General features: G+C 65.3%; 18 protein-coding genes. 14 read left to right on the forward strand and 4 right to left on the reverse strand.

Translation table 11 applies throughout. From position 1 onward, the window contains the following. Position 1 precedes the first annotated feature (1 nt). The gene (locus tag XH79_RS00090; RefSeq protein WP_271580194.1) at positions 2-946 is read left to right on the forward strand and encodes a hypothetical protein; all 945 of its coding nucleotides are present in this window, start codon (positions 2-4) and stop codon (positions 944-946) included. 42 nt (positions 947-988) lie between these two features. On the opposite strand, the gene guaA is transcribed toward XH79_RS00090, so the two are convergent. Beyond that, complete coding sequence (gene guaA / locus XH79_RS00095; protein ID WP_271580195.1) at positions 989-2,587, reverse strand: glutamine-hydrolyzing GMP synthase; 1,599 nt, start codon at positions 2,585-2,587, stop codon at positions 989-991. Positions 2,588-2,737: 150 nt separating this feature from the next. Between guaA and XH79_RS00100 the strand changes: the two genes are divergently transcribed. From XH79_RS00100 to XH79_RS00110, 3 genes are all read left to right on the forward strand, one after another. Next, positions 2,738-3,106, forward strand: coding sequence for a nuclear transport factor 2 family protein (locus XH79_RS00100; RefSeq protein WP_271580196.1), 369 nt, complete (start codon positions 2,738-2,740; stop codon positions 3,104-3,106). A gap of 512 nt (positions 3,107-3,618) precedes the next feature. Next, on the forward strand, positions 3,619-3,951 hold the full coding sequence (locus XH79_RS00105) for a DHCW motif cupin fold protein (RefSeq protein ID WP_271580197.1): 333 nt from the start codon (positions 3,619-3,621) through the stop codon (positions 3,949-3,951). Between the two features lie 267 nt (positions 3,952-4,218). After that, positions 4,219-4,428 (forward strand): cold-shock protein, encoded by a 210-nt coding sequence (locus XH79_RS00110; RefSeq protein ID WP_008141931.1) that lies wholly within the window; start codon positions 4,219-4,221, stop codon positions 4,426-4,428. A gap of 270 nt (positions 4,429-4,698) precedes the next feature. On the opposite strand, the gene XH79_RS00115 is transcribed toward XH79_RS00110, so the two are convergent. Then, complete coding sequence (locus XH79_RS00115) at positions 4,699-5,997, reverse strand: RsmB/NOP family class I SAM-dependent RNA methyltransferase (RefSeq protein ID WP_271580198.1); 1,299 nt, start codon at positions 5,995-5,997, stop codon at positions 4,699-4,701. 34 nt (positions 5,998-6,031) lie between these two features. Continuing rightward, positions 6,032-6,454: an MAPEG family protein gene (locus XH79_RS00120; RefSeq protein WP_271580199.1), complete on the reverse strand. Its 423-nt coding sequence runs from the start codon at positions 6,452-6,454 to the stop codon at positions 6,032-6,034. Positions 6,455-6,610: 156 nt separating this feature from the next. On the opposite strand from XH79_RS00120, the gene XH79_RS00125 reads away from it, so the two are divergent. The 10 genes from XH79_RS00125 (at position 6,611) to XH79_RS00170 (ending at position 15,058) form a co-directional block, all read left to right on the forward strand. Further along, positions 6,611-7,225 (forward strand): acriflavin resistance protein, encoded by a 615-nt coding sequence (locus XH79_RS00125; RefSeq protein ID WP_271580200.1) that lies wholly within the window; start codon positions 6,611-6,613, stop codon positions 7,223-7,225. Between the two features lie 69 nt (positions 7,226-7,294). Further along, positions 7,295-8,137 (forward strand): metallophosphoesterase family protein, encoded by an 843-nt coding sequence (locus XH79_RS00130; RefSeq protein WP_271580201.1) that lies wholly within the window; start codon positions 7,295-7,297, stop codon positions 8,135-8,137. 142 nt (positions 8,138-8,279) lie between these two features. Next, positions 8,280-9,575, forward strand: coding sequence for an alanine racemase (locus tag XH79_RS00135; RefSeq protein WP_271580202.1), 1,296 nt, complete (start codon positions 8,280-8,282; stop codon positions 9,573-9,575). An 8-nt stretch (positions 9,576-9,583) separates the two neighbouring features. Next, positions 9,584-10,243, forward strand: a complete 660-nt coding sequence (locus XH79_RS00140; protein WP_271580203.1) for an amino acid ABC transporter permease — start codon at positions 9,584-9,586, stop codon at positions 10,241-10,243. 10 nt (positions 10,244-10,253) lie between these two features. Beyond that, positions 10,254-10,904 (forward strand): amino acid ABC transporter permease, encoded by a 651-nt coding sequence (locus XH79_RS00145; protein WP_271580204.1) that lies wholly within the window; start codon positions 10,254-10,256, stop codon positions 10,902-10,904. Beyond that, on the forward strand, positions 10,891-11,619 hold the full coding sequence (locus XH79_RS00150; RefSeq protein WP_212337487.1) for an amino acid ABC transporter ATP-binding protein: 729 nt from the start codon (positions 10,891-10,893) through the stop codon (positions 11,617-11,619). The genes XH79_RS00145 and XH79_RS00150 overlap by 14 nt, the downstream gene beginning before the upstream one ends. Positions 11,620-11,659: 40 nt before the next feature. Continuing rightward, entirely contained in the window at positions 11,660-12,457 is a 798-nt protein-coding gene (locus XH79_RS00155; RefSeq protein ID WP_271580205.1) for a transporter substrate-binding domain-containing protein, read from the forward strand. A 59-nt stretch (positions 12,458-12,516) separates the two neighbouring features. Beyond that, on the forward strand, positions 12,517-12,861 hold the full coding sequence (locus XH79_RS00160; protein WP_018645782.1) for a RidA family protein: 345 nt from the start codon (positions 12,517-12,519) through the stop codon (positions 12,859-12,861). A 62-nt stretch (positions 12,862-12,923) separates the two neighbouring features. Beyond that, positions 12,924-13,952, forward strand: a complete 1,029-nt coding sequence (locus XH79_RS00165) for a succinylglutamate desuccinylase/aspartoacylase family protein (RefSeq protein WP_271580206.1) — start codon at positions 12,924-12,926, stop codon at positions 13,950-13,952. A gap of 41 nt (positions 13,953-13,993) precedes the next feature. Continuing rightward, positions 13,994-15,058, forward strand: coding sequence for a LacI family DNA-binding transcriptional regulator (locus tag XH79_RS00170; protein ID WP_271580207.1), 1,065 nt, complete (start codon positions 13,994-13,996; stop codon positions 15,056-15,058). A gap of 9 nt (positions 15,059-15,067) precedes the next feature. On the opposite strand, the gene XH79_RS00175 is transcribed toward XH79_RS00170, so the two are convergent. Further along, positions 15,068-15,376, reverse strand: a complete 309-nt coding sequence (locus tag XH79_RS00175) for a hypothetical protein (RefSeq protein WP_271580208.1) — start codon at positions 15,374-15,376, stop codon at positions 15,068-15,070. Positions 15,377-15,456 lie beyond the last annotated feature (80 nt).

The following is a 15,456-nucleotide window of genomic DNA, read 5'->3' on the forward strand; positions in this document are numbered from 1 at the left end:
CGTGCGCAAGGTCGATCGTAGCAAGGAAACCGCGCCCACCAGCCTCTCGAAGGCCAATAGGCAAGGAAACACTGAACTGGATCGTGTGCGCGCGCATGTCGCCGACACTGACCCCAAGAAGGGAAGCTTTGACTTCGCCGCGTACAAGGATGATCAGGTCAAGCGCAAGTTGGAGGCGCTTTTCCACGGCAAGTGTGCCTACTGCGAAACATTTTATGCCGTCTCAGCGCCTGTTGACGTCGAACATTATCGCCCGAAAGGACGAATCAGTGAGGACGAGTCGCACCCTGGCTACTGGTGGTTGGCCATGGATTGGGAGAATCTTTTGCCGAGTTGCATTGATTGCAACCGCCGCCGCGAGCAGATCGTCGTTACCGCAGGATCGAGTCTGGCTGACCTGTTGCGCTCCAGCAAAGCTTCAACCGGACAGCATCGCATCCAGCAAGGAAAGCACGATAGCTTCCCGATCGCAGGAACCCGAATCGTTCCCGAAAGCAACGACTATGCTGCCGAAAGCGCGCTGTTGCTCGACCCGTGCCGCGATGATCCAGGATCCCACCTAGTCTTCCATATCGATCACCGTAACCCTCTTGGCCTCGTTCTACCCAACGGAAATCCGACGCCCAGCGCACGAGGCGCGACCTCAATTCATACCTACGGGCTGAACCGTCTCCGACTCGTCCAGGAGCGCACGCGCCTACTACGACGGCTCGAATTTCTAGGAGGTATCGCGATTGAACTCACCGCGATGGCGGACGAGATCGACAAGTCATCAGTGGTCAATACCCTCCCAATGGGACGAGCACAGGCAATCGCTCAACGCCTTCGGTTCCTCGCCGACAGTATGTTAGCTGAGATGCGGGTGATGGCCGAACCTACCGAGCCGTACTCGGAGCTCGCACGGCAATGGTTGCGCGAATTCCGTAGCCGGGTATCAGGGCCGTAAGCGCAGGAATTTCTCACTCGCATTCCAGTTGTAGGAGCCCCCTTACTCCCACTCAATCGTCCCAGGCGGCTTGCTCGTCACGTCGTACACCACCCTATTCACGCCCTTCACCTCGTTGATGATGCGCGTCGCCGTCTCCCCCAAAAACTTCATGTCGAACTGGTAGAAGTCGGCGGTCATGCCGTCGGTGGAGGTGACGGCGCGGAGGCCGACCACGTAGTCATATGTACGGCCGTCGCCCATGACGCCGACCGTCTTCACCGGGAGCAGCACGGCGAAAGCCTGCCAGATCTCGTCGTAGAGGCCGTGCTTGCGGATCTGGTCGATGTAGACGGCGTCCGCTTTGCGCAGGATGTCGAGCTTGTCCCTGGTGATGTCGCCGGGGCAGCGGATGGCGAGGCCCGGGCCCGGGAACGGGTGGCGGCCGACGAAGATTTCGGGGAGGCCCAGCTCGCGGCCAAGCTTGCGCACCTCGTCCTTGAACAGCTCGCGCAAGGGCTCGACGAGCTTCATGTTCATGCGCTCGGGGAGGCCGCCGACATTGTGGTGCGACTTGATCGTGACCGAAGGTCCGCCGGTGAAGGAGACGCTCTCGATCACGTCGGGGTAGAGCGTGCCTTGCGCCAGGAAGTCGGCGCCGCCGATCTTCTTGGCTTCCGCTTCGAACACCTCGATGAAGAGGCGGCCGATGGTCTTACGCTTGGTTTCGGGATCGGCGACGCCTTCGAGCTCGCCGAGGAACTGCTTCGAGGCATCCACGTGCACGAGCGGGATGTTGTAGTGGTGGCGGAACAGGTCGACGACCTGCTCGGCCTCGTTGAGGCGCATCAGGCCGTGATCGACGAAGACGCAGGTGAGCTGGTCGCCGATGGCTTCGTGGATCAAGACGGCCGCCACCGCTGAATCGACGCCGCCGGAGAGGCCGCAGATCACCCTGCCCTTGCCGACCTGCTGGCGGATCTTTGCGATCTCCTCCTCGCGGAAGGCGCGCATGGTCCAGTCGCCGGTGAGGCCGGCGATCTTGCGGACGAAGTTGCGGATCAGCTTGGCGCCGTCGGGCGTGTGCACCACTTCGGGGTGGAACATCAGGCCGTAATATTTGCGCGTCTCGTCCTGGATGATCGCGAAGGGCGCGTTCGGCGAGGTGCCGGCGACGGAGAAGCCCGGCGGCATTTTTGTGATGCGGTCGCCGTGGCTCATCCAGACCTGGTTCTTGCCACCGGGCGACCAGACATCCTCGAACAGCTTGCTCGGCGCCTTCACCTCGACATCGGCGCGGCCGAATTCGCGATGATGGCCGCCCTCGACGGTGCCGCCGAGCTGGGCCGCCATGGTCATCTGGCCGTAGCAGATGCCCATCACGGGCACGCCGGAATCGAAGATCAATTGCGGGGCGCGGGGCGAGCCGGCCTCGTGCACCGATTCCGGGCCGCCGGAGAGGATCACCGCCTTCGGCTTCATCTCGTTGAAGGCGATTTCTGCCTTGTTGAACGGGACGATCTCGCAATAGACGCCGTCCTCGCGCACGCGACGCGCGATCAGCTGCGTCACCTGGCTGCCGAAGTCGACGATGAGAATCTTGTCATGCGCCGAGGCCAATGAGGGCGTCGACGCGGAGCGGTCGTTCTGTGCTGCTGTCATGGCAAGCAGATACGCGACCGCGCCCCTGCCCGCAACCGCGCTGGCCCGCGCGCCCACATTCTTCTTTGGGCATGGACAAATCGATATAGGTAAGTATTATTGACCTAATTTGCCCCGCCAGCAATCAGGGGCCGATCAGGGAGAACGCTCGTGTCACAGCATCATCAGCCAGCAACGCTCGCCGCGCTCGGCCGGACCTGGGTCGAGGCCTGGAACGCGCGCGATCTCGAGCGCGTGCTCGCGCTGTATGACGAGGCGGCGGTAATGACCTCGGATCGGATCCCGGTGATGGGGTTCGATGCCAGCGGAACGGTGCGCGGCAAGGATAGCTTGCGGGCCTATTGGGGCAAGGCGCTGGGGCTGCTGCCGGAGCTGCATTTTTCGCTGATCGACGTGTTCGTCAGCCCGGACAGTGTCGTGGTGTTCTATGCGAACGAGCGGGGCAAGAAGATCTGCGAGTATCTGCGGGTGAACGATGCCGGGCTGATCGTGCAGGGATCGGCGAACCATTTGCACTGAGCGCCGCCTCTTGATGAGCCCTCGTAGGGTGGGCAAAGGCGCGCTTGCGCCGTGCCCACCATCTCTTCGGGATCGCCGAGACATCGTGGGCACGCTTCCGCCTTCGCTCTTCGAGCGAAGCCGGATGCTTTGCCCACCCTACGGACTTGCGCTTTTTGAGCAGCGATTTCGCTTATTTCCCGTCATCCTGAGGTGCGAGTGGCGCGATGCCACGCATCGCGCCGGGAGCCTCGAAGGATGCACGGCCGAGCTGCAGCCGGGCCGTCGCCCTTCGAGGGCCGCTGAAGAAGCGGCCACCTCAGGGTGACGGTGATGGAAATGGAGCGCGCTGGACCACAGGCGTCATTGCGAGCGCAGCGACTTGTCCGCCTAAGCCTTGGCGAAGGCGGAAGCAATCCAGGCTGCTTCCGCGGATGCATTACTGGATTGCTTCGCTGCGCTCGCAATGACGGAGACTGCCGGCGCGGCGTGCGATAACAACGGCACCGCCGGCTCTGACACAGGATTCCCCGATGAAACTCCCGACCTCCCCCTTCACCGTCACCGACTGGAGCAAGGTTGCGCCGACGAGGCATGCCGGCGAGACCGGCGAGGCCACATGGCGCACGCTCAATATCGGCGACCTCAGGGTGCGGATGGTCGAGTATTCGCCGGGCTATCTCGCCGACCATTGGTGCGACCGCGGCCACGTCATCTTCGTGGTCAAGGGCGAGCTCGATTCGGAGCTGCGCGACGGCCGCAAATTCAAGCTGACGGCGGGGATGAGCTACCAGGTCTCGGACTTCGGCGACGCCGCGCACCGGTCCTCGACGGCGTCAGGCGCGACGCTGTTTATCGTCGACTGAGGGCTGATTTGCGGTGCATTTGCACCGCAAATAGCAAAGTCCCGGAACGTGCCGGGCCACGGGTGGTGCCTTGAAGAAGTCCAATTATCTCGCTATATTGTGATCATCGATACTTGGCCGAACGACTGGGCCGCTTCGCCTCGTCTTTAGACAGGCGCGCACGCTTCAGATGATTTCTCCAAAACATCGACTCATCAGGGCTATGGGCGCAGCGACGCGTACCGGCCCACGTGCGTACCGTCTCTAACTAACTAAAGGAAGTTCCCCATGGCTATGGGCACCGTGAAGTGGTTCAACACCCAAAAGGGTTATGGTTTCATCCAGCCGGACGACGGCCAGAAGGACGTTTTCGTCCACATCAGCGCCGTCGAGCGTGCCGGCCTCTCGTCCCTCAACGAGGGTCAGAAGGTCTCGTTCGACATCGTCGCCGACCGCCGCAGCGGCAAGTCGTCGGCTGACAATCTCCGCGTCGGCTAATCGCCCGCGCAACGTTCTGACCGCGGACGTACCGGCAGAACGCTAGAAAAAGAAAGCCCCGCGACCGGGATCGGTCTGCGGGGCTTTTGCTTTTGGGGAGAATGACAACGTCGATCATCGGTGCCGTAGGGTGGATTAGCCCTGCGGATTGCGCGAAGCGCAAACCGCTCGGCGTAATCCACCAACGCATGCTTCCCCGGACGGAGAAGAAGGTGGATTACGCCAGCGTCTGCGCTTTGCGCAGCCGCCGGCTAATCCACCCTACGAGAGCTACGTCTTCTTCAACACCGAGACAAAGAACCCGTCGGTTCCCGTCCGCCGCGGCGTCATCAGCCAGCCCTCGGCCGACTGCAGCGCGGCGTCGGCGAAAGCCTCGGCCTTGTCCCAGAGCACGCTGGCGGTCTGCTCGGGCGGCACCACCGCGAAGTCGGGATGGCGGCCGACGAACGCCCTCACCTGCTCGCCGTTCTCTTCCGACAGCACCGAGCAGGTGATGTAGGCGATGCGGCCGCCCGGCTTCACCAGGGGAACCGCACGCGCGAGCACCTCGGCCTGGTCGCGCAGGCGGATCTCCAGCGCCCCCGGCCGCATGCGCCATTTGGCGTCGGGGTTGCGGCGCCAGGTTCCGGTTCCCGTGCAGGGCGCGTCGATCACGACGAGGTCGGCGGTGCCGCGGATATCGGCCAGCGGATCGGCCTCGCCCTTGGGCGTGCGGATATCGGCATTGTGGACGCCGGCGCGCGACAGGCGCTCGTGGATCGGGGCAAGCTGGCGCTTGTCGCGGTCAGTCGCGATCAGCCGGCCCTTGCCCTGCATCAGGGCGGCGAGCGCCAGCGTCTTGCCGCCGGCGCCGGCGCAGAGATCGATCACCTGCTCGCCGGGTTTTGCCGCGGTGAACTGGGCCGCAAGCTGCGATCCTTCATCCTGCACTTCAATTGCGCCCTTGATGAAATCCTCTTCCGCCTGGACGCCGGGGTTGCGCGCATCGGCCGAAAGCTCGATGCGCAAACCCGTTGCCGACCATTGCGTCGGTTTCGCATGAAGATGAGCAAGATTGCGCAGCACCTTGTCGCGATTGGATTTTAGCGTGTTGACGCGCAGATCCAGCGGCGCCCGGCTCGCCATCGCTGCGGCCTCCGCTGCGCGGTCCTCGTCGAATACTTTGGCCAGATGCGGATCGAGCCATTCCGGGTAGTCGCCGGCGACGGAAGCGGGCGCGTCCTTCAGGGAGCGATGGCTGAGCGCGGTCTCTTCGGCCTCGGTCAGCGGCGCCGGAGCGAAGCGGCTGCCGTCGAACAGCGCGGCCATGGTGGCCGTGTCCATGTCGCGTTCGAGGCGGAGCATGCCGATCAGCCGCGCGCGCGCGGTGTCGGCGTCCATCAGGTACGCGCTCGAGGCGTAGCGGCGCAGCACGTCCCAGACGAGGCCGGCGATGGCGGCGCGGTCGCCGGAGCCGGCAAAGCGGTGCGCGGTGCCCCACTCCTTCAGCGCCTTGGCCGCGGGCACGCGGTCTCTCTCGATGGTGTCGATCAGTTCGATGGCTGCGGACAGCCGGGCAGCGGGGGTCATTTGAATCTTTCAGATTGGATCCGACTGCTAAGCGTCAGATCACCAGGAGCATTCTCAGCGCGAAGTAGATCCACATCGCGAGCAGCACGAGCACGCCGGCGAGCCAGATCGTGGAGCGGCGGCCGAGATCGTTAGAGGAGACGAACACGCCGGCATGGGCAAAGCGCGCCACCACGAACACCCAGGACATCAGCACGATGAAGAGATCGGCATGGCGCAAGGGCAGCGCCAGCGCGATCAGGGCGTAGAACAGCACCGGCAGCTCGAACTGGTTGCGGTAGCAATTGCCGATCTGAGTGGCGTCCTTGGGCCAGTTCGGCTCGCCGAGCGCAATGTCGCGGATCCTGGTCTCGCCCGAAACCAAGATCTTGCGGCGCGCGAAAACCATGCCGATCAGGAGCGCGAAGGTGAGACCGACCTGCACGAAGACAGGCAGCAGGACCATTTGGACGGACATCGGAACTTTCCCGTAAGGCGGATCGCCGCGGACCGTCATTAGCCGCGACTTCTCACGCTGACAATCAGCGAGTTGAACCGGTGTTCCCGCTCTTGCGACCAACCGCTGATTGTTAAAGCAATTTTGGTCCCTTCGGCCGCAAGGCGAGCCAGCGCCATGAACACCCTGTACAGCCTCTTGACCGAATCCGCCGATGGCGGGCTCGGCATCCTGATGTCGGCGCTATCAGGCATCGCCACGGCGCTCGCGGTGGCGCTGGCGATGACGGTGTATTTCCGCCTGAGCTACCGGAGCTGGCGCGACGTCGTCAGGCACGGCCTCGCCACGCTCGCCGCCATCGCCCTGCTCGCCTTTGCCGCCTACGACATGCGCCACGCCGCGCTCGCCTATCTCGGCCTCAATCCGTCCAAGCCTGCGGTCGAGTTCGAGATCCGCATGCCCCGCGAGATGCTGGCGACGGTGAGCGACAGCCAGATCGAGCTGCACACCGACCGCAACCAGACCCTGGCCCTGGTTGGCGACGTGCGCGATCTCGCCGACGGCCGCGCGGTGCTGCGCGGCGCGGTGGCGCTCAACCACCGCACCGCGGACCGCGTGCTGGTCGTGAACCTGCCCGGCAAGGGCACGTTCGAATTCCGTCTTCGCCTTGCCGCCGAGCCGCATCGCACCCTGGAGTTCGGCCCCTGGCACCTCGCCGACCACATTGCCTCGCCGCTGGCCGGCAGCGTCGCCCCGCAGGACGCCTACACGATCCGCTATCGCGTGCTTTAAACTTAGTTCGGTCGTGAAACGTGGCGTGCCGTCATCGTTCCGACGCGGGAGCGCCGGTATGATGAACTCATGTCCGAATTTCGCCTCACGCAGATTTCCGACACCCATCTCGGCCGGCGCTTTCCCGGCCTGGTCGCAAACTTCCATCGCGTCAGTGAGCACATCGACACAGACAGGCCCGATCTCGTCATCAACACCGGCGACGTTTCCTTCGACGGGCCGACCAGCCGCGACGATGTCGAATTCGCGAAGGGTCTGCATAACGCCCTGCCCGTCGCCTGCCGCTACATTCCCGGCAATCACGACATCGGCGACAATCCGACCGCAATCGGACCGGCGCCAAAGCCGCCGATCGCGGAAGCGCATCGCCGGCAATTCTGCGACATCATGGGCGAGGATCATTGGTCGTTCGAAGCCGCGAGCTGGCGCTTCATCGGCCTCAACACGCTGGTGATGAATTCAGGCCTCGCCTTCGAGGCCGAGCAGTTCGACTGGCTGTCTCAGGAGATCTCGCGCGTGAACGGCAGGCCGGTCGCGCTGTTCCTGCACAAGCCGCTGTTTCTCAACCAGCCTGACGATCCTGAAACGCCGGAGACTTCGATCCGCTACGTGCCCCAGCCGGCGCGCGCGCGGCTGATCGAGATGTTCGCGCGTGTCGACCTGCGCCTGATCGCCAGCGGCCACGTGCACCAGCGCCGCGACTTCACCTTCCGCCACACCCGCCACGTCTGGGCGCCGTCTGTCGGCTTCAGGATCAACGACGCCCGCCAGGACCGCATTGCGATCAAGGAGACGGGACTCGTCGAGTACCGCTTCGGGCCGGACAGTTTCGAGGTCCGCCACGTCAGGGCCGCAGGCCAGGCCGATATCGATATCGAGGAGATACTCGCCCAGATGGGCGGCGAGCATTAGCTTAATTCGCGGGCATAAATCCCTATCTAAATACCTCATTGCCTCGAACTTGTCCCCATAATGGCCAAATTTGGCTAATGACAACGTTGTCATTCGAACATATCGTTCATTCCAGCGGTCGGGGGCCGCTGAGGGAGCGACGATGCAGTTCTTGTCCCGGTGGGATAGCCAACGCCTTTCGACGACCATTCGGGGCATTCCCCTGGTCGATGGCGTCGCCACTGAGGACATCGGCAGCCAGAGCTGGTCACCGTCGCGCGGCGATCTCGCCCTGCCCGCCCTCACCCTTGATGAAGCCGCCTTCGCAGCCAACCGCGACCTCTTCCTGAATTGGTGCAAGAGCGCCGGCGTCAGCGTCGCGCCGCACGCGAAGACCCCGATGTCGCCGGAGCTTGCCCGCTCGCTGCGCGCAGCCGGTGCCTGGGGCACGACGGTCGCCAATATCCAGCAGGCTGCGGTGCTGCTCGCAAGCGGCGAGCGGCGTCTGCTGCTTGCCAACGAGATCGGCGGGCTCGCCGCCGGCCGACGCCTCGGCGCGCTCTTGAGCGCCTATCCCGATGTCGAATTTCACGCCTTTGCGGATTCACCGGCTGCGGTCGCAGCGCTCGCCGAGGCTGCGCGGATCGCAGGCCCCCGCGAATTGTCGGTGCTGGTCGAGCTCGGCGCGGGCCGCGCCGGCGCGCGCGATCGCGCTGCGGTCGAGGCGACGATCGCGGCCGTGCTTGCCGCCGATCGGCTCGTGCTCGGCGGGGTCGCCACTTACGAAGGTGCGGTCGCAACGCCGGATGCCGACGCCACGATGCGCGCCATCGCGGCGCTGCTGGAGCGTACCGTCGAGACTTTTGCGCTGGTGCGCGCCGCCGCACCAAAGCGGCCACTGATCATGAGTGCGGGCGGATCGGCCTACTTCGATATCGTCGCGCACGCGCTGGCGCCGGTGGCGCAGGCCGACGGCAATGCCGGTGCGATCCTGCGCTCGGGCGCGCTGTTCTTCGCCGATCACGGCATCTATGCGCGCGCCTTCGCGGAAGTCGACCGGCGCGGCGGCCTCCTCGTCGACGGCCTGCACCATTCCGCCGTGGAAGGCTTTCGCCCGGCGCTGACGCTCTGGGCCGAGGTGCTGTCGCGGCCCGAAGACGGGCTTGCGATCGCAGGCTTCGGCATGCGCGATGCCTCCTTCGACCAGGGACTGCCCGTGCCCCTGCGCGTGTTCCGCGACGGCGTCGAGCAGCAAGGGCTCGCCGCTGCGCTCACCGTGACGCGCCTCAACGACCAGCACGCGTTCCTCTCGGTCGCGCCGGAAGCCGCGCTTGCCGTCGGCGACATCATCGCCTTCGGCATCTCGCATCCCTGCACCTGCCTCGACCGCTGGCGCGTCATCTTCGGCCTCGACGCCGACGGCGTCGTGACGCGCGCCCTTCCCACCCAATTCGGCTGAGGGCGGCGATGAACTTCCTGCCGCTGTGGCGCTATCAGAACCAGCTCATCGACGGCGCCATCGTCACGCTGGAGCTGACGGTGATCTCGGCGCTGGCCGGGCTCGTGATCGGCATCGCCGGCGCGGTCGCGCTGAAGGGGCGCATCACGCCGCTGCGCTGGCTGGTGCGCGGCTATATCGAGCTGTTCCGCAACACGCCGTCGCTGATCCAGATCTTCATCGTCTTCTTCGTGCTGCCGAATTTCGGCCTGAAGCTGCCGGCCTTCGAGGCCGCCGCCGTCGCGCTGTCGCTCTATTTCGGCGCCTATTCGGTCGAGATCATCCGCGCCGGCCTCGATTCCATTCCGCGCAGCCAGGTCGAAGCCGGCCAGTGCCTGGGGTTGTCGGGCTGGCAGGTGTTCCGCCACATCATCCTGCCGCCGGCGCTGCGCAACGCCTATCCGGCCGTGACCAGCCAGTTCGTGCTGCTGCTGCTCGGCACCTCGCTCGCCTCGCAGGTCGCCGCCGACGAGCTGTTTCACGTCGCCGGCTTCATCGAGAGCCGCACCTATCGCAGCTTCGAGGTCTATGCGGTGATCTGCGCGGTCTATTTCGCGATGGCGATGTCGTTCAAGGCGCTGTTCGCGATCATCGGTCTGGCGGCCTTCCGCTGGCCGCGGCGGCGCTGAGGGACAAGCGATGCGATCCTTCTCCCTCATCGACTTCGTCTCGCTGTTCGCAGCGTTGCGCTGGACCGTCGCCCTCGTCGCGCTCGCGCTCGCCTTCGGTGCGCCGCTGGCGCTCGGGCTTGCCTTGGGCCGCATCAGCCGTTTCGCGGGCCTGCGCTGGGCGATGGCGGCGTGCATCCAGGTGATCCAGAGCGTGCCGCTGCTCGGCCTGTTGTTCTTCTTCTATTTCGGCATGCCGGTTTTCCTCGGCATCCAGGTGCCGGCGCTCGTTGCCGTGACCGTCGCCTACACGCTCTACACTGCGGCCTTCCTCGGCGAGATCTGGCGCGGCGGCCTCGAGGCCGTGAAGCAGGCGCAATGGGAGGCCGGCGCCTGTCTCGGCCTCTCCGCCTGGCAGCAGTTCCGCCACATCATCGCGCCGCAGGCGCTGCGGCTGTCGCTGCCGCCGACCGTCGGCTTCCTGGTGCAGCTCATCAAGGGCACCTCGCTCGCCTCGATCCTCGGCTTCGTCGAGCTTGCCCGCGCCGGCCAAGTGGTGAGCGCGGCGACGTTCCAGCCGCTCCTCACCTACGCGCTGGTCGCCGCGATCTACTTCGCGCTGTGCCTGCCGCTCACGCTCTGGTCCCGCTCCCTGGAGGCCCGCCTCGATGGCTCTCGTTGAAATCCGCGACGTGCACAAGACATTCGGCAAGGTCGAGGTGCTCAAGGGCGTCTCGCTCGATGTCGAGGAAGGCGAGATCGTCACCATCATCGGCCGCTCGGGCTCGGGCAAGTCGACGCTGCTCCGCTGCATCAATGCGCTCGAGAGCGTCGATTCCGGCGAGATCCGGGTCGAGGGCCAGAAGGTCCACGCCAAAATGCCTGACCTGAAGAAATTCCGTCAGCGCGTCGGCATCGTGTTTCAGGCCTTCAATTTGTTTCCGCATCTGAAGGTCGAGCGCAACATCACGCTGGCCCCGCTGCTCACGGGCCGCATCGACAAGGCGAAAGCCCGTGCGCTGGCCGCGGATGTGCTGACCCGCGTCGGCCTCGCCGAAAAGATCGACGCCTGGCCCGAGCAGCTCTCCGGCGGCCAGCAGCAGCGCGTTGCGATCGCCCGCTGCCTCGCCATGGCCCCTCACCTCATGCTGTTCGACGAAGTGACGTCCGCGCTCGATCCCGAGCTCGTCGGCGAAGTCCTGAAGGTGATGGAGGCGATGGCGAAACAGGGCATGACCATGATCCTGGTCACCCACGAGATGGGCTTTGCCCGCAACGTCGCCAACCGCATCGTCTTCATGCATCAGGGCCGCGTCTGGGAACAGGGCCCGCCGGCAAAACTGTTCGCCAATCCTGAGACCCCCGAGCTCGCAAGCTTCATCGCATCTGCCAAGTGAAACCTTCCAAGTGAGAACCTTCCCCTTCAAGGAGAGAGTCATGAGAAAGTTGAAGTCCATCTTCACCATTGCTGCGACGGCCCTCGCCGTCATTGCCGCACCGAACCTCGCCAAGGCCGACAAGCTCCAGGACGTGCTCGGCGCCGGCAAGATTCGCGTCGGCATCCTCACCGACGCCGCACCCTGGGGCTTCAAGGACGACAAGGGCGAGATTGCCGGCCTTGACGCCGATCTTGCAAAACTGATCGCCGCCGACATGGGCGTGAAGCTCGAGCTCGTGCCGGTGACGGGCGCCGCGCGCATCCCGAGTTTGCTCTCGGACAAGCTCGACATTTTGATCGCCGGCCTCGGCGCCACGCCCGAGCGCGCCCAGCAGGTGATGTTCTCGCAGCCATATGCGGTCGTGAATCTCGGCGTCTATGGCGCGAAGTCGCTTCCCTCCGCCACCGGCAAGAAGCCCGACAATCTCGACGGCCGCAGCGTCGCGGTGGCCAAGGGCTCGACGCTCGACGTCTGGCTCACCGACAACGCACCGAAGGTGAAGCTGGTGCGCTTCGAGGACACCCCGGCCGCGATCGCGGCCTATCTCGCCGGACAGGCAGACACGTTCGCGGAGAACAGCGCCATTGCGCTGAAGGTGCAGGACCAGAACCCGACCAAGGAGGTCGAGCTGAAATTCCTGATCCGCCAGTCGCCGGCTCATGTCGGCGTGCGCCAGGGCGAGCAGAACCTGCTCAACTGGATCAACACCGACATCTTCTTCAACAAGCTCAACGGCAAGCTCGGCGCACTTCAGCTGAAATGGTTCAAGGAAGAGCAGTCGCTGCCGACGCTGTAATCGGGCACACGCTCCCGCGCTCGTCGCGGGAGCGCCACCTACACGAGGAGAATTTTCAGATGATCAAACGTTACGTCGTCGGCTCGCGCATGAGCCAGGCCGTCGCCGCCGGCGGCATGGTGCACATCGCAGGCCAGGTCGCCGATGACCGCAAGGCCGGCATCGTGTCGCAGACCCAGCAGGTGCTCGCCAAGATCGACGCGCTGCTCAAGGAGGCAGGCTCGGACCGCTCCAAGCTGATCGCGGTCAACGTCTTCCTGCCGCATATCACCGATTTCGACACCATGAACTCGGTCTATGACGCCTGGATCGATCCGGCCAACCCGCCGGCGCGCGCCTGCGTCGAAGCCCGCCTCGCCGATCCCGATTTGCGCGTCGAGATGACCGCGGTCGCCTTGCTGTAAAGGCGTCGCTTTTTCTTCAACCTTCGGCCGGCGCCGGCGACGGCGCGGCCACGAGGCCTCCCATGCATACCGGACTTTTCCACGACATCGATTTCGAGAAGGACCAGAAATGGTCCGGCCATCTCGGCATTCCCTTCTCGATCGACCGCTCCCCCTACTTCCAGCTCAAGATCCCGATCTTCCGGATCAAGAACGGCGCAGGTCCAAAGCTGCTGTTGATGGCCGGCAATCACGGTGACGAATATGAGGGCGAGATCACGCTGACGCGGCTGTATCGCCGGTTGGACGCGAAGGACATCAAGGGCGAGATCACCATCCTGCCCTTCGCCAACCTGCCCGCCGTGATGGCGGCGCGCCGCCGCTCGCCGCTCGACGAAGGCAATCTCAACCGCGCCTTCCCCGGCGATGCCGCGGGCACGCCGACATTCCGCCTGGCGCATTTCCTCGAGCACGAGCTGTTTCCGCGCCACGACGTCGTCTTCGACATCCACTCCGGCGGCACCTCGATGGCGCACGTGCCTTGCGCGCTGATCGAGCGGCAGGGCCCGCCCGAGATGTTCGGCCACGCGCTGCGCCTGATGGAAGGGCTCGGCATGCCCTTCGCCTTCGTCGCCGAGAACGGCGCTGCTGCGCCGACCTCGATGGCGGCGGCCGCACGCGCCGGCGCGATCGGCTTGTCGGGCGAGTTCGGCGGCGGCGGCACCGTGACGCCGCAAACCATGGCGTTCACCGCGCGCGCGGTCGACCGGTTGCTGCTCGCACTTGGCCTCGTCCAGGCGCCCGTGCTGGGGCCCCATGCGCCGGTCGAGCGCGCTACTGAATTGCTGGCCCTGCAGAGCCACGCCCAGGCGGTGTTCGCGACGCGCCGTGGCTGGTTCGAGCCCGCTGTCACCGTCGGTGCGCGGGTCAAGGCGGGCGATATCGCCGGCTGGTATCACGACTTTGAGCGTCCGGAGCTTGCGGAAGAAGTGCTGCGCTTCCCCGCCGACGGCATCGTGATCTCGCAGCGTCTGCACACCGACAGCCAGAGCGGCGACTGCCTAGTCCAGGTCGGCCGCGCGCTGTCGCGCGAGGAGTTGCCTGCGCGCTGAACTTTGGAGACGATACCGACAGCGAGTAACTTCGGGATTCGATGACAGATCCGGCAAAGCCAGGCTATGACGACGTCGTGCGCATTCCGGCGCCGCCCGGCCGCAGCAATGCGACCGGACGGCCGCCGCGCATCGAGGAAGTGGCGGAGCGCGCCGGCGTCGCGCCGATCACGGTGTCGCGGGTGCTGCGTCATCCCGAGAAGGTCAATCGCAAGACCCGCGACCGCATCCTCGAGGTGATCGAGGCGACCGGCTATGCCTCCAACCCGCATGCCCGCGCGCTGCGCTCGGGCCGGTCGAACGTGGTCGTCGCCTTCGTCTCCAACATCCTCAGCCAGCAGTTCGGCCTCGCGGTGCGCAGCTTCGCCGCGACGCTGGAGCCGGAAGGTTTTGAGGTGCTGGTCGGGCAGACCTCCTACTCCTATGCCAAGGAGGTCGCGATGATCCAGTCGCTCCGCGGCATCCGCCCCGCCGCGGTGATGTTCACCGGCGTCATCGAGCTCGAGGAGAATCGCACAGCGCTTGCCGAGCTCGGCATTCCCGTGATCGAGACCTGGGCGTTTCCGCGCGATCCCATCGACATGCTGGTCGGCCTGCCCAATGCGGATGCTGGCGCCATGGCGGCGCGCAGGCTGGCGGAGGCCGGACATCGCCGCCTCGCCTTCGTGGGCCGCAGCAGCGGCCGTGGCGCGCTCCGCCGCGACGGGTTTCGCGCGGCAGCGGCAAAGCTCGGCCTCGAAATCGTCCACGAGATCGGTGTCGGTGAGATCACGGGCCTCGTCGACGGCCGCGCCGCCTTCACCGCGCTGCTCGATCGCGGCGGCGACGTCGATGCCGTGTTCTGCGCCAACGACCTGCTCGCGACCGGCGCGCTGATCGAAGCCCGCGCCCGCGGCCTCTCGGTGCCGCGCGATCTCGCCGTGCTCGGCTTCGGCGACAACGACGTTGCCGATCAGATCACGCCCGGCCTCACCACCATCTCGTTCGATGCGGCGGCCCTCGGCCGGATTGCGGGGCAATTGCTCCTGGCGCGGCTGTCCGGCGCGCCGGCGGCCGAGCAGCGGCTCGCGGTTGAATTGTCGCTGATCGAGCGCGGCAGCGTTTGAGCGCCAGATTTAAGCGACGCTCTTGAGATCCTGCTGGATAGCGGCCAGCAGCGATTGCAGCGCTGCGCTGTTCACGGGCTTGGCCTCAGGGAGCGCGGGCTGAACACTGGCGGTCCGGACACTCGCGGGCTGCGCAACTCTCACCGGACGCTTCGGGAATGGCGGTGGCGCCGGCATCGCGGCTGGCGTGAAATCGCCCTCCTCCTCGGTGTGAACGAATTTGCCATGGATGACGTCGTCGCGGCGGCCCATGACGAACATCGTCGCCCAATAGCCGGCGGCCAGGAGAATTACGCAGAAAAGAACAATCTCTAACATCGCAGCACCTGAAATATGCGCGATGATTCAATGCCTTCGCCGGCCCGTCAATGAACAGACGGTCACACCTGCGGCTTTTG

Origin of the sequence: Bradyrhizobium sp. CCBAU 45389 (genome assembly GCF_028128625.1) — a bacterium.
Lineage (GTDB): Bacteria > Pseudomonadota > Alphaproteobacteria > Rhizobiales > Xanthobacteraceae > Bradyrhizobium > Bradyrhizobium liaoningense_B.

What these genes read in the sequence shown, in the direction of transcription:
- XH79_RS00175 (WP_271580208.1), bottom strand. Translation starts at nt 15,376, where the DNA reads ATGTTAGAGATTGTTCTTTTCTGCGTAATTCTCCTGGCCGCCGGCTAT.
- XH79_RS00155 (WP_271580205.1), top strand. Translation starts at nt 11,660, where the DNA reads ATGAGAAAGTTGAAGTCCATCTTCACCATTGCTGCGACGGCCCTCGCC.
- XH79_RS00150 (WP_212337487.1), top strand. Translation starts at nt 10,891, where the DNA reads ATGGCTCTCGTTGAAATCCGCGACGTGCACAAGACATTCGGCAAGGTC.
- XH79_RS00145 (WP_271580204.1), top strand. Translation starts at nt 10,254, where the DNA reads ATGCGATCCTTCTCCCTCATCGACTTCGTCTCGCTGTTCGCAGCGTTG.
- XH79_RS00165 (WP_271580206.1), top strand. Translation starts at nt 12,924, where the DNA reads ATGCATACCGGACTTTTCCACGACATCGATTTCGAGAAGGACCAGAAA.
- XH79_RS00160 (WP_018645782.1), top strand. Translation starts at nt 12,517, where the DNA reads ATGATCAAACGTTACGTCGTCGGCTCGCGCATGAGCCAGGCCGTCGCC.
- XH79_RS00120 (WP_271580199.1), bottom strand. Translation starts at nt 6,454, where the DNA reads ATGTCCGTCCAAATGGTCCTGCTGCCTGTCTTCGTGCAGGTCGGTCTC.
- XH79_RS00135 (WP_271580202.1), top strand. Translation starts at nt 8,280, where the DNA reads ATGCAGTTCTTGTCCCGGTGGGATAGCCAACGCCTTTCGACGACCATT.
- guaA (WP_271580195.1), bottom strand. Translation starts at nt 2,587, where the DNA reads ATGACAGCAGCACAGAACGACCGCTCCGCGTCGACGCCCTCATTGGCC.
- XH79_RS00110 (WP_008141931.1), top strand. Translation starts at nt 4,219, where the DNA reads ATGGCTATGGGCACCGTGAAGTGGTTCAACACCCAAAAGGGTTATGGT.
- XH79_RS00115 (WP_271580198.1), bottom strand. Translation starts at nt 5,997, where the DNA reads ATGACCCCCGCTGCCCGGCTGTCCGCAGCCATCGAACTGATCGACACC.
- XH79_RS00170 (WP_271580207.1), top strand. Translation starts at nt 13,994, where the DNA reads ATGACAGATCCGGCAAAGCCAGGCTATGACGACGTCGTGCGCATTCCG.
- XH79_RS00130 (WP_271580201.1), top strand. Translation starts at nt 7,295, where the DNA reads ATGTCCGAATTTCGCCTCACGCAGATTTCCGACACCCATCTCGGCCGG.
- XH79_RS00125 (WP_271580200.1), top strand. Translation starts at nt 6,611, where the DNA reads ATGAACACCCTGTACAGCCTCTTGACCGAATCCGCCGATGGCGGGCTC.
- XH79_RS00140 (WP_271580203.1), top strand. Translation starts at nt 9,584, where the DNA reads ATGAACTTCCTGCCGCTGTGGCGCTATCAGAACCAGCTCATCGACGGC.
- XH79_RS00105 (WP_271580197.1), top strand. Translation starts at nt 3,619, where the DNA reads ATGAAACTCCCGACCTCCCCCTTCACCGTCACCGACTGGAGCAAGGTT.